This is a genomic window from Myxococcus sp. AB056 (assembly GCF_006547365.1).
Taxonomy (GTDB): domain Bacteria; phylum Myxococcota; class Myxococcia; order Myxococcales; family Myxococcaceae; genus Myxococcus; species Myxococcus virescens.
Map to the genome: position 1 here is coordinate 1 of NZ_VHLB01000155.1, position 12,422 is coordinate 12,422.

At 70.7% G+C, this 12,422-nt stretch carries 9 protein-coding genes; 5 read left to right on the forward strand and 4 right to left on the reverse strand.

Annotated features, from left to right (window positions below):
• Together FMP39_RS35955 and FMP39_RS35960 are read left to right on the forward strand one after the other, a co-directional pair.
• A partial coding sequence (locus FMP39_RS35955) for a hypothetical protein (protein ID WP_228558622.1) occupies nt 1–1,273 on the forward strand: 1,273 nt, incomplete at its 5' end.
• Between the two features lie 27 nt (nt 1,274–1,300).
• Entirely contained in the window at nt 1,301–2,092 is a 792-nt protein-coding gene (locus tag FMP39_RS35960; protein ID WP_141594472.1) for an enoyl-CoA hydratase/isomerase family protein, read from the forward strand.
• Nucleotides 2,093–2,101: 9 nt separating this feature from the next.
• Here FMP39_RS35960 and mltG read toward each other — a convergent pair whose 3' ends face one another.
• Entirely contained in the window at nt 2,102–3,121 is a 1,020-nt protein-coding gene (gene mltG, locus FMP39_RS35965; RefSeq protein ID WP_141594473.1) for an endolytic transglycosylase MltG, read from the reverse strand.
• Nucleotides 3,122–3,207: 86 nt separating this feature from the next.
• The gene (locus tag FMP39_RS35970; RefSeq protein ID WP_141594474.1) at nt 3,208–4,350 is read right to left on the reverse strand and encodes a hypothetical protein; all 1,143 of its coding nucleotides are present in this window, start codon (nt 4,348–4,350) and stop codon (nt 3,208–3,210) included.
• Between the two features lie 142 nt (nt 4,351–4,492).
• Between FMP39_RS35970 and FMP39_RS35975 the strand changes: the two genes are divergently transcribed.
• Together FMP39_RS35975 and fliB are read left to right on the forward strand one after the other, a co-directional pair.
• The gene (locus FMP39_RS35975) at nt 4,493–7,822 is read left to right on the forward strand and encodes a TIGR02266 family protein (protein WP_228558623.1); all 3,330 of its coding nucleotides are present in this window, start codon (nt 4,493–4,495) and stop codon (nt 7,820–7,822) included.
• 9 nt (nt 7,823–7,831) lie between these two features.
• On the forward strand, nt 7,832–9,115 hold the full coding sequence (gene fliB, locus FMP39_RS35980) for a flagellin lysine-N-methylase (RefSeq protein WP_141594476.1): 1,284 nt from the start codon (nt 7,832–7,834) through the stop codon (nt 9,113–9,115).
• A 3-nt stretch (nt 9,116–9,118) separates the two neighbouring features.
• Here the strand turns inward: fliB and FMP39_RS35985 are convergent, their stop codons facing one another.
• Entirely contained in the window at nt 9,119–9,739 is a 621-nt protein-coding gene (locus FMP39_RS35985) for a DsbA family protein (protein ID WP_228558624.1), read from the reverse strand.
• Between the two features lie 190 nt (nt 9,740–9,929).
• Here FMP39_RS35985 and FMP39_RS35990 point away from each other — a divergent pair, with 190 nt between their 5' ends.
• Complete coding sequence (locus tag FMP39_RS35990) at nt 9,930–11,966, forward strand: S9 family peptidase (RefSeq protein WP_194858711.1); 2,037 nt, start codon at nt 9,930–9,932, stop codon at nt 11,964–11,966.
• Nucleotides 11,967–12,033: 67 nt separating this feature from the next.
• On the opposite strand, the gene FMP39_RS35995 is transcribed toward FMP39_RS35990, so the two are convergent.
• Nucleotides 12,034–12,312, reverse strand: coding sequence for a hypothetical protein (locus FMP39_RS35995; protein ID WP_225909569.1), 279 nt, complete (start codon nt 12,310–12,312; stop codon nt 12,034–12,036).
• Nucleotides 12,313–12,422: the final 110 nt, after the last annotated feature.

Sequence of the window (12,422 nt, forward strand, 5' to 3'; positions counted from 1 at the left end):
GGACGGGGGGACTCTGGCCGAAGCGCCGCGTGACGGCGACGAAGTCACACCGGGCGTGGCCGTGGCGCCCACGGCGCCGCATGACTCCAACGGTGGGTTCCCGCAGCGTCCGGTGCCGGCGGCGGCCTCGCCGTGGAACCAGGTGGTGGGTGGGCCCCAGGACGACGTCGGGACGGGCGTGGCCTCGGCTTCCTCTGGAGATGTGGCGGTGGTGGTGTACAGCACGCCGCGCCAGGACGAAGAACGCGAGCCCGTGGAGGGCGAGAAGCTGGCGCTGACGCTTGCGCGCTACGCGGCGGATGGGGCGCCGCGCTGGTCGCGTGAGTGGGCGCGCAACCGCTTCTCCGACACGCGCGTGGCGGCGAGCGAGGCGGCGACGTTCCTGTCGGGCAATGCGTTCCTCTACTCGGCGGACTTCGGACTGGGTGAGGCGCAGGACGGCTTCCTGGTGAAGTTCGACGCGGCGGGTTTGCCTGTCTGGCAGCACCGCGTGGGACAGAAGGTCTACGCCATCGCCGCGGACGCGCAGGGCGGCGTGCTGGCCGCGGGCGAGGAGTGGGAGGGGGAGTTCGTCGAGGACCCCGTGCTCACGCGCTACGCCGCGGATGGCGCCGTGCTGTGGTCGCGGCGCTTCCACGGCGCCAACATGGACACCGCGCTGCACGCGGCGGCGCTGGCGCCTTCGGGACAGTCGATTCTGGCCGGACAGCTCGTGGACGCGCTGGAGGTGGACGGCCAGACGTTCGGCGCGCCCGGTGTGCGCGGCTTCGTGGTGCTGACGTTCGATGCGTCCGGGCGCTTGCTGTGGGGCAAGGAGCTGCCGGGCGTGAAGGGCCGCATCACGTCGGTGACGGTGGCGGCGGATGGCACGCTCGTGGCGGCGGGTGACTTCATCGGTCTGCTGGTGTGGGGGGAGGCGTCGCTCGGTTCCTCCGGAGCCTTCGTGCTGACGGCGGGCGCGGATGGCAGCGCGGGTTGGGTGCGCCAGCCCTTGTGCGGGCCGGTGACCGAGCTGGGCGCTTCTGTCGCGGTGGAGGATGCGGGCGGCGTCGCGGTGACGTGTGGCAGCGTGCTGACGCGCTACGCGGCTTCGGGGGCGTGGCTGGGGGAGCAGACGCTGGAGGCGCAGCCCTGCGCCAGCGGGGTGTGCTCGCTGACCACCGCGGGGGTGGCCACGGTGCGGGGCCGCGGGCTCGCCGTCACCGGCTGGCAGCGCGACGGGGCGGGCGACACCTGGAATCAGGACGCCTTCCTCAGGCTCGTGGTGCCGTAGCGGCCGGGGCCGCTACAGTGCGCGGCCATGTCCGCTCCTGCCGCAGAGGTCCTTCTCGAGGTGGAGGGTGCCGTCGCCACCCTCACCCTCAACGACACCGCCCGACGCAACGTGATGACGCCCGAGCTGGGAGACGCGCTGTGCGCGCGCGTCGCCGAGCTGAAGGGGCGTGACGATGTCCGGGCGGTGGTGCTCACCGGGGCGGGAGGCGCGTTCTCCGCCGGTGGGGACCTGAAGATGCTGGAGCGGCTGCGCCAGGTGTCCTTCGAGGATGCGCGCGCGTTCATGCTCGGCTTCTACGCGCGTTACCTCAGCGTGCTGGACCTGCCGGTGCCCGTCATCGCGGCGGTGGACGGGCCCGCGATTGGTGCGGGGCTGTGCGTGGCGCTGGCCTGTGACGTGTGCCTCGTGGCCGAGGACTCGAAGCTGGCGCTCAACTTCGTGCAACTGGGCCTGCATCCGGGCATGGGCGCCACGTACCTGGCGCCACGCCGCGCGGGGGCACAGGCCGCCGCGGAGCTGCTGCTCACCGGCCGCCGCTTCGATGGCAAGGAAGCGGTGAAGCTGGGACTGGCGCTGGAGGCGGCGCCGGCGGGACAGGTGCTCACTCGCGCCAGGGAACTCGCGGGACGGATTGCCGCGAACGCGCCGCTCGCCGTGCGTGCGCTCAAGCAGCGGCTGGGGCTCGACAGGGCGGAGCTTCAGCGCGCGCTGGAGGAGGAGGCGCGCTTTCAGGCGGAGAGCTACGGCAGCCAGGACCTGGGCGAGGGACTGGCCGCGGCAGCCGCGCGGCGCGCCCCCGTGTTCCAGGGGCGCTGAGTTCTTGCCTCAGTACACGTTGTACTTGCGGCGGAGCGCCTCGTGCTCCTCCGCGTTGCGCGACGGGCGGAGGATGCGCTGCGCGTCGTGCAGGTAGTACCAGTACTCGCTCGGCTTGGGTGTCATCGCGGCCTGGAGCGAGGCCACGGTGGGCGCGCCGATGGGGCCGGGCGGCAGGCCCTTCTTGTGCCGCGTGTTGTACGGGTCCTGCGGGTCCCGCAGCCGCTTGAGGAAGGCGACGCGGTCATTCCACTGCGCCAGCTCGTAGCGCGACGTGGCGTCCACGCCGAGCGGGAATCCCTTGTCCACGCGCTTCCACAGGATGCCGGCGACCAGGGGGCGCTGGTCGGGCAGCGGCTCCTCGCGCTCCAGCATGGAGGCCATCACCACCACCTCGTGCAGCGTGCGACCGCTCTTCGTGATGGCATCGCGGTTGGGCGCATAGAAGCGCTGCGCGAAGGCGTCCAACTGACGCTGGATGAGCGCCTCCACATCGAACTTGCCCGGAATCACGCCGTAGGTCTCCGGGTAGAGGTAGCCCTCCAGCGTGCCCGTGGAGGGCAGGGGGAAGGGCGCGGTGAAGTTCTTGGGCTTGCTGGCCGCGGCGATGTACGCGCCCGGCTTGATGAAGCCCGCGGCCACGAGCGCCGCGTCCGTGTCGCGCAGGCGCCAGCCCTCGACGACGACGAACGGGACGTCCTCGGGAATGGGGTTGCCTTCCAGCTCCGTGGCCAGCTCGGCCAGCGTCATCGACGCGCTGACCTCATGGCGGCCCGCCTTGGGGGCGAAGTTGCCGCGCCGGTACAGGTGCCAGCGCCACACCCGCGCGTCGCGGATGAGGCCTTGCGATTCGAGCAGCGTGCCCAGGCCGCGCCCGGACGTTCCCTTGGGCACGGTGAACTCCACCACGTCCGCGCCAGGAGGCGCCGCGGCCGTGCGTGCCTGCTGCTCAATCCAGAAGAAGGCGCCCGCGCCGGACGCCACCAGCAGCACGAAGGCTGCACCCAGGACCCAGAGAATCCGCTTCATTCGCGGCGCACGCTATCACCGGATTCGGGCCGTGCCTGGGTTCCGGCATGCAGATGTCACCTCCTGGGCGCCAGGCGGGCCGGCGGTCAGGCGGCCGGTGCCGCCCCGAGCTTCAGGTCCCGGTTCAACCCGGTGTCCCGGCTCACGCGCCAGATTTTTTGATCCAGGTAGTAATGGTGCAGCGCGAAGCCCCAGATGAAGCACTCCATCAGGTTGCGCAGCGTCAGCCCCGCGCCCAGGGGCACCTTCAAGTCGAAGCCGCCGCAGCCTGGGTGCGCGCCGAAGCCGCAGCCCAGACCCCGGTACAGCAGCGTGAAGACGACGCCGCACACCGCGTAGACGATGAAGCGCTGGCTCACCTTCGGCGCCCAGCCGAACGGGGCTGGGTCCACGCCCGCCGCGTGGTAGCGGTTGCGGTGATAGAACCAGACCACGCCGTGGTACTGCACGTTGTGGAACGCCGTCACCGCCACGGCGAACATGATGAAGTCCATGCGTGCCGCGAACGGAGGCCAGAACACCACGGCCGACAGTCCCATCGCCGCGCCCATCATCAGCAGCTTGGGACCATTCACCTTCAGACCCGCCCGGTGTCGCTGCACCTGCCGGCCTGTGTAGAGCACCACCAGCGCCAGCACGGTCGCGAAGCAGGCTCCGGCCACCACCGGCTCCCAGGTGGGGGGCCCCATCAGGCCCAACTGCTTGCGCGCGCCCGGATGTGACACCGCGAACGCGACGAAGGGCGCCAGCAGCCCCGTGTACAGCGTCACGCTGTCGAGCCGCCGGTCCAGTGGCAGCGACTCGCCGCTCTTGCGCTGGTACAGCACCATGATGCCGTAGTGCTGCCGCACCACGTGCCAGTAGGCCCAGAGCGCCGCCGCCGTCATGAAGAGGGCGAAGGGCAGCTTCGTGCCCAGCAGCGCCGACAGTCCGAACGACGCCGGGCCCGCCGCGAACCACGCCAGGCTGCCCAGCAGCAAGCGCCGCCGTGTCTGCCATTCCCGCGCATCCAGATAGGTCCGCGATACCGTGGCGAACAGGTGCGGCCCATCCAGTGCCAGCACCCATGCCCACCACAACAGCAGGCTGCTGACGCCGCCCCAGACATGGAGTCCGACCAGCGCCAGGCTCACTCCGAGGCCGCCCCCCGTCGAAATCAGGTCGTGCCGCCGGTCGACGAGCCAGCCCGCGCGTGCGGGGCCTGGGACTGCGAGAGGGATGGCGCTCATGAGGCCTCCGAGGGACGCCGCGGAGGATATAGGAAGGTGCAGGTAGGTGGTCTGCCCACCTGTCGGCGCCGTTCGCGGGGCAGGAGACCGAGGGGGCAAAACCTACTTGAGCGGCGGGTCGCGTACCGCGATTGTCCTCGCCATGGATCAAGGCAGGCGCACCACGGACAGGAAGGCAGTTGGCCTGCTGGTGAAGCTGAAGCATGAGAGCGTGGGGAGCTTCGCGGAGGAGTTCGCCACCAACCTGAGCCCGGGTGGGATGTTCATCCGCTCGCGCACCCCGCAGGCAGTGGGGACCCCCGTCAAGTTCGAGGTGCAGATTGCGGGAGGCGTGCGGGTGCTGCGTGGCTCCGCGCTGGTCCGTTGGGTCCGCGAAGTGGGTGATCCCGCGGGGCCTCCGGGCATGGGGCTGCAGTTCGAGGAGCTGGACACGGCGAGCCGCGCGCTCGTCGAAATGATGTTGATGCGGAAGACCGTCGCGGATTCCAGCGCGCCCGCCGCCCGGCCCCTGCCTGCCATCGCACCGTCCGTGGCGCCTGCGATTGCACCGTCCATCGCGCCGTCCGTGGCGCCCGCGATTGCGCCGTCCATCGCGCCCGCCGTCGCGCCCATGGCGCAGGCCCGTCCCGCGCCTCCGGTCCAGGCCCGTCCCGCGCCCCCTGTGCAGGCGCGCCCCGCCGCCGCGCCCGCGGATGTGGGGGGCATCGCGCTCGACTCCCTGTTCGATGACCTGGAGCCGGAGGGTGGTTCCTCCGCGCCGATTCCAGACGAGCCGCTCGACCTGATTCCGTCGGTGGTGGAGGAGCCGAGGACACCGCCTCCGAGCCGCGTGCCCGTCTCCTATTCGCCGCCGCCTCCGGTGGCCGCGGATGACGTGGACATCCCGCTCGACGAGCTCATCGCGAGCACGCCACCTCCGCCCGTGGCCGCGCTGGACATCGATGAGCCCCTGCCGGGCTTCGAGTTCGAAATCGAGAGCCCGTCGGGTGAGGCGCCCGTGGCCATGGGCGCGCCGCTCGATGAGCCGCCCATCGAGGTCGGCATCTCCCTGGAGGTCGAGCCGTCGTCCGCGCCGGCGGGTGGTGGGGCCCTGGAGTTCGAGCTCGACCTGGGTGACTCCGTCGCTGAGCCGCCTCGTGCGCCCGCGGTTCCACCCGTGCGCGTGGCACCTCCGCCGGCGCCGGTCTCCAGTGGCGGCGGCTTCGAGTTCGACCTGGACCTGAGCGATGCGGAGGCCGCACCTCCGCCGCGTGCCCCGGTGGCCCCCAAGGCACCGCCGGCGCCTGTCACATCTCCCGCGGGGAGCGGTGGCATCGAGTTCGATTTCGACCTGTCCGAGGACGTGAGCCCGCCTCCGCCGCCGCGCGCACCGGCGGCGCCACCTCCCGCGCCTGTCTCGGCCGGGGGCGTCTTCGAGTTCGACTTCGCCCTGTCCGAGGACGCGGGGACGGCGCCGCCTCCGCCGCCGCGCGCCCCCTCTCCGGCCAGCACGGGGGGCGGCGGCATCGACTTCGACCTCGACCTGTCCGAGGACGTGGAGGAAGCACCTCCCGTCGTGCCTCCACCGCCGCCGCGCGCGGCGATGGTTCCTCCGCCCGCGCCGGTGCAGCCGCCCATGGCGGCCCGCCCGTTGCCTCCGCCGCCCCCGGCTCCGCCGCCTCCTCCTCAAGGGCTGCCCCAAGTGCGCCGTGAGGCGCCTCGGGCACCGGAGCCGGCGGCGACGCCCTCGGTGCTCGCGCCCGCCGTGGCGAAGGCCGCCGCGCAGGCGCCCGGCCTGGATGAACACGGCCTGCCGAAGACGGTGTTCCTGCCTCCACCGGTGCCGCTCAGCGGCACGGGGCCCGTCATCGGCATCGACCTGGGCACCACGAACTCGTGCGTGGCGTTGCTCTCCAACGGCCGGCCGCTCGTGCTGCGCTCGCGCGAGGGCTACAACACGATTCCCTCCGTCATCTCGCTCAACGCGCAGAACAAGCTGCTGGTCAGCCACCGCGCGAAGAACCAGTTGGTGCTGCGTCCCCAGCACACCATCTACGGCGCGAAGCGGCTCGTTGGCCGTCCCTACGACAGCGCCGTGGTGAACCAGGTCCGCGAGCGCTTCCACTACGACATCGTCCCTGACCCCGCCGGCCGCGCCGCCGTGCGTCTGGCGGACACGGCCCTGTCGCTGGAAGAGGTGCAGGCCCTCATCCTCCGCGAGTGCAAGGAGATGGCGGAGGCCCACCTCAACCAGAAGGTGGAGCGCGCGGTGGTGACGGTGCCCGCGTACTACTCCGAGCCGCAGCGTGAGGCCGTGCGCAAGTCCGGCATCCTCGCGGGCCTCAAGGTGGAGCGCATCCTCAACGAGCCCACATCCGCGGCGCTCGCCTACGGCCTCAACCGCGAGCTCAACAAGAAGGTCCTCGTCTACGACCTGGGCGGCGGTACCTTCGACGCCACGATTCTGAAAATCGAGAAGAACGTCTTCGAGGTGCTCGGCACCGGCGGCGACGTCTTCCTGGGGGGTATCGACTTCGACAACCTCATCGTCGACTACCTGCTGGCGCGCTTCCAGGAGAAGGAAGGCATCACCTTCACGGGGGACGGCATCGCCTTGTCGCGCGTGAGTGACGCGGCCGAGCGCGCGAAGATGGGGCTGTCCGAGCGCAGCACCTTCGAGGTCCACATCCCCATGCTGATGATGGACGACTCGGGCAGGCCGCGTGACTTGCGCGTGGTCCTCAGCCGGCAGGAGCTGGAGAAAATCTGCGAGCCGCTCCTCAGCCGCACCATCGACGTGGTGCGCGACGTGCTCCTGGACGCGAAGCTGAAGGCCGCCGAGGTGGACGACATCATCCTCGTGGGCGGCATGAGCCGCATGCCGCTGGTGCGCGACAAGCTCAAGTCGCTCTTCGGCAAGGGCGCGCAGGCCAGCGTCAACGCGGACGAGGCCGTGGCCCTGGGCGCGGCGCTCTACTCGGGCTCCGTGGACAAGGTGAGCAGCGTGGTGCTCATCGACGTGCTGCCGATGACGGTGGGCGTGGCCATGCCCGGTGGCGCCTTCAAGCGCGTCATCGAGCGCAACAGCCCGCTGCCCGCACAGCGCTCCTTCGCCATCAACACGACGAAGGACAACGAGGCCTTCCTGGAGCTGTCCATCTTCCAGGGCGAGGACAGCCACATCTCCGCCAACGAGTACCTGGGCACCGTGCGCATCGAAGGTCTGCCCAAGGGACCGAAGGGTTCGGTCCGCGTGGCGGTGACGCTCAAGCTGGACTCCGAATGCGTGCTGCACGTGGAGGCGCGTGAGTACTCCACGCGCAAGGAAGTGAAGGCCACGCTGGCCACGCGCTACTCGCCGGAGGAGCTCCAGAAGCAGCTCCAGGTCAGCAAGGAGTCCGTGAAGGCCGCCGAGGAGCGCCGCGGCGCCGACCTCAAGGAGCGCGCGGGCGGCTTCTGGAGCTTCGTGAAGAAGGCGCTGGGCAGGAAGTAGCGTGTCGCCATGACGGCCACCGCCCCCCGGTACATGACGCGCTTCAGGTGCCTCGCGGATGCCTGCGAGGACACCTGCTGCGCGGGGCTCGTCGTCCTCGTCAGCGGGCCGCGTTTGCAGCGCCTGAAGCAAGCGGTGGCGGGCACGCCGGACGCGGAGCGGGTGGAGACCTTCATCCGGCCGGAGCCTGACGCCAGCCCCGGCGACGAGGCCGTCATCGCGAAGCGCGAGGACGGGCACTGCGTGTTCCTGGATGCGCGGAAGACGTGCTCGCTGCACCGCGCCTATGGCGAGGCCGCGCTGCCGGATGCGTGCGCCACGTTTCCGCGAGTCGCCACGCGCTGGGCGCACGGGCTGGAGGTGACCGGTTCGCTCGCGTGTCCGGAGGTGGCTCGCCTGTGTCTGCTGGCGGAGGACGCCGTGGACACCGTGCCAGTGTCCGAGGACCTCGCGCTTCGTCCGGAGACTGCGCGCTCTCTGGGCGGCGGCGATTCCGAGGACGCGTGGACGCAGCACGCGGCGGCCGTGCGTTCCACCGCGCTGTCGGTGCTCCAGCGCCGCGAGCTGCCGTTCGCCGCGAGGCTCTTCGCGCTGGGGCAACTGGGCCTCAGGTTGGACGGCTTCTACTGCCGGGGCACGGAGGTGTTCCACGGCGGCGCGCGCGAGGGCGCGGAGGCCCTGCTGACGGAAGTGCTGCGTACCTTCACCCTGCCCGAGACGCTGACGGCGCTGCACGGTGGCTTCGCGGCGCTGTCGCTGCCGGGAGGCCCGTGGGTGGGCATCTGCGCCGCGGTGCTGAAGTCTCGCCTGGGCGCGGTCCGGAGCGAGCGGTTCCTCACGCTGGTGGAGCTGGTGCTGGAGTCCTACGGCGGCGTGGACCTGCTGCCCGATGATGCGTGGCGCCGCTACTCGGAGCGCCGCGAGCGGCTGTCACCCGGCCTGTCACAGCGGGTGGAGCAGTACCTGCGCCACCACGCGGTGAATCACTGGCTGCGCCACCCGTTCACGGACGCGCCGCGCGTGCTGGACTACGTGTTCCGCATGGCGCTGCGCGAGGCCGTCCTCTGTTGGACCCTCTTCGGCCACCCCACGGTGGTGGCGCTCTGCGCGGAAGGCGCGGCGGACACGGCCGAGTCACGGGCCCGGCTCGACGCCGCCGCGGTGGAGTGCTTCCAGCTCATCGCCAAGCACGTCGAGCAGGCGCCCCAGCTCCACGCCCTGGCCCAGGGGCTGGCGGGGAGCGGGGGCGACGAGACGCTCGGCCGGATGCTCGTGCTGCTCAAGGGGCTCTGACGCTCAGGGCTGCGCGCGGGGCGTCGCGCCGAGCCGCCGCATGGCCTCCTGGAACACCGGGTACTCCTGCGCGCCCTGGAGCCCGAAGCGCTCCCCGAGCACGAAGGTGGGCACCGCGCTGACGCCGATGGCCCGCGCCTCCTGGATGGAGTCCTCCACGGCCTTCGTGTAGCGGCCCTCCTCGACGACGCGCTGCACTGTGTCCGGGTCCAGGCCCGCCTCCTGGGCGGCGCCGCGGAGCGTGTCCCACTGCCAGAGGTCCTGGCCCTCGCTCCAGTAGCGGCGCAGGAGGGCGGCGTGGAACGGCTCCAGCCGGCCCTGCTCCCGGGCGTACTCGGTGGCCTCGTGGGCCCGGCGCGTGGACGGAGTGAGTTCCCGCATCACCAGGGTGAGCCCGGCTGCCTGGGCGCGGAGCTTCAGCGGGTTGTTCGGGTCCTTCATCTTCTCGCGCACGTAATCCGGCAGGGGGAGTCCCTCGGGGGGCGTCTCCGGGCGCAGGTAGAAGGGACGCCAGTCCACCTGGACGTCGTACTCCTTCTTCAGCTTCTGGACCTCGGCGTAGCCCACGTAACACCAGGGGCAGACGTAATCGGACCAGACGCGGACGGTGATGGGCTCGCTCATGGGCCCGTGTCTAACCGCGTCGAAGCGCCGCGTCATGGTGGACTGCGCCGGGGATGCGCGGAGGTGGTACCCCGGGTACGCGGAGGTGGACAGCGCGGGCCGTAGCAGGCAGCGTCCACCCCCGACAACCGTGCCCGTGACGCACCCCTCGGGTGGGGTGGCGGCGGGGCGACTGAACCAGGAGACTCCCTTGCCGCTGTCGCTTCTCGCGGCCCTGGCCCTGAGCGCCACTCCGGCGCCGGCCCGGCCCCAGCCGTTCACCCACCACGACATGATTTCGCTGCGCCGGCTGAGCAGCCCGCGCGTCTCGCCGGACGGCAAGCAGGTCGCCTACGTCCTGCGCACCACGGACATGGAGGCCAACCGCGGCCGCACGGACCTGTGGCTCGTCGGCGTCGACGGAAACGCCGCGCCGCGCCAGCTCACCTCGCATCCGGACGCGGATTCCGAGCCCACCTGGGCGCCGGACGGCAAGAGCCTCTTCTTCCTGTCCTCGCGCGGCGGCTCCTCGCAGGTGTGGCGCTTGGCCGTGGACGGCGGCGAGGCCGTGCAGGTGACGAAGCTGCCCCTGGACGTGGGCGCCTTCCGCGTGTCGCCGGACGGCACGCGGCTGGCCGTGGCGCTGGAGGTCTTCCCGGATTGCCCCACGCTGGAGTGCACCCCGCAGCGCGAGGAGGAACGCTCCAAGCGCAAGGCCACCGGCCGCACCTACGACAAGCTCTTCGCGCGTCACTGGGACACGTGGAAGGACGGACGTCGCTCGCACGTCTTCGTCGTCCCCGTGGCCGGCGGCGCGCCCGTGGACGTGATGAAGGGCATGGACGCGGACAGCCCCTCCAAGCCCTTTGGAGGCGCGGAGGAGTTCACCTTCACGCCGGACAACAAGAGCATCGTCTTCGCCGCGCGGGACGTGGGCCGCTCCGAGGCCTGGTCCACGGATTTGGACCTCTTCGTCGCGCCGATTGATGGCAAGGCGAAGCCGCGCAAGCTGACGGAGAAGAACCGCGCCACCGACACCAGCCCGGTGTTCAGCCCGGACGGCAAGACGCTGGCCTACCTGGCCATGTCGCGTCCCGGCTTCGAGGCGGACCGCTACCGCGTCATCCTCCGCACCTGGCCCGGCGGTCAGGAGCGCGTGCTCACCCAGGACTGGGACCGCTCCGTGGGCAGCCTCGCGTGGAGCGCGGACGGCAAGACGCTCTTCGCGAGCGCCGGGCACGTGGGCCAGCAGCCCATCTTCGCGCTGGACGTGGCCACGGGGAAGCCCACCCAACTCACGAAGGAAGGCGCCGCGGACGCGCCGCAGCCGGCCGCTGGAGGCCGCATCGTCTACGTGTACGACGACCTGGATTCGCCCGCGGACCTGCACGTGATGAACGTGGATGGCTCGGAGTCGCGCCAGCTCACCCAGGTGAACCAGGACGCGCTGGACCGCATCCGCTTCGGTGGCTTCGAGCAGTTCTCGTTCCCGGGCTGGAACAACGAGACGGTCCACGCCTACGTCGTGAAGCCGGTGAACTTCGACCCGAAGAAGAAGTACCCGCTGGCGTTCCTCATCCACGGTGGGCCGCAGGGCTCGTTCGGCAATCACTTCCATTACCGGTGGAACCCGCAGGTGTACGCGGGGCGTGGCTACGTGGCCGTGATGGTCGACTTCCACGGCTCCACCGGCTACGGGCAGGCGTTCACGGATTCCATTTCCGACGACTGGGGTGGCAAGCCGTTCGAGGACCTGCAGAAGGGCCTGGCCGCGGCGCTCAAGCGCTACAGCTTCATCAACCCGAACAAGATGTGCGCGCTGGGGGCGAGCTACGGCGGGTACATGATCAACTGGATTGCCGGTAACTGGCCGGACGGCTTCAAATGCCTGGTGAACCACGACGGCATCCTCGACGAGCGCATGGGCTACTTCGACACCGAGGAGCTGTGGTTCCCGGAGTGGGAGCACAAGGGCACGCCGTGGGAGAACCCGGAGGGCTACAGCAAGCACAACCCGATTGAGCACGTCGCGAAGTGGAAGACGCCGATGATGGTCATCCACGGCGGGCAGGACTTCCGCGTGGTGGAGACGCAGGGCCTGGGCACCTTCACGGCGCTCCAGCGGAAGGGGATTCCCTCCAAGCTGCTCTACTTCCCGGAAGAGAACCACTGGGTGCTGCGCCCGGCCAACAGCGTGCAGTGGCACGACGAAGTCCTGGGCTGGCTGGACCAGTGGACGCGCAAGTAGCCGCTGCGTGATGTCGTAGGACTCGGGGCTCGCATCGTGAGATGCGGGCCCCGCTGTCGTTCAGGGCTCAGGGAACGCCGAAGCAGGCGCCGATGCAGGCGGTGCGAATCTGCGAGCAGGTCTTGCTGCCGACGCAGTCCCCGCACGCGGCGAGCTGGTCCCTGCGGCGGTCCTGGTCCTGCCGCTCCATCCAGGCTTTGAGGTCGTCCTCGCACGACTGGACGTTGAGCGTGTCCGTGAAGCACTCCTTCCGTTTCTCGCAGATGGTGTCCGTGTCGCTGAAGCAGCCGGTCAGCAGCGCGCTCACGGTGATGACGAAGGTCAGGGTCAGCGTCCGAGGCATCATGCGAACCATCATGCCCCGTGCGCGTGCCCGGCTTCATCATCGGGATTCAGGTGTGTACGGCGTGTGAAGGTGCGCCGCGCTTCGGGTCAGGGCTTCGGCGGGGACGGGGG

Bases quoted from the DNA above. Each gene is read 5' to 3' on its own strand.
- mltG (WP_141594473.1), bottom strand. From the start codon at position 3,121: ATGAAGCGGATTCTCTGGGTCCTGGGTGCAGCCTTCGTGCTGCTGGTG.
- FMP39_RS35985 (WP_228558624.1), bottom strand. From the start codon at position 9,739: ATGAGCGAGCCCATCACCGTCCGCGTCTGGTCCGATTACGTCTGCCCC.
- FMP39_RS35995 (WP_225909569.1), bottom strand. From the start codon at position 12,312: ATGATGCCTCGGACGCTGACCCTGACCTTCGTCATCACCGTGAGCGCG.
- FMP39_RS35970 (WP_141594474.1), bottom strand. From the start codon at position 4,350: ATGAGCGCCATCCCTCTCGCAGTCCCAGGCCCCGCACGCGCGGGCTGG.
- fliB (WP_141594476.1), top strand. From the start codon at position 7,832: ATGACGGCCACCGCCCCCCGGTACATGACGCGCTTCAGGTGCCTCGCG.
- FMP39_RS35975 (WP_228558623.1), top strand. From the start codon at position 4,493: ATGGATCAAGGCAGGCGCACCACGGACAGGAAGGCAGTTGGCCTGCTG.
- FMP39_RS35960 (WP_141594472.1), top strand. From the start codon at position 1,301: ATGTCCGCTCCTGCCGCAGAGGTCCTTCTCGAGGTGGAGGGTGCCGTC.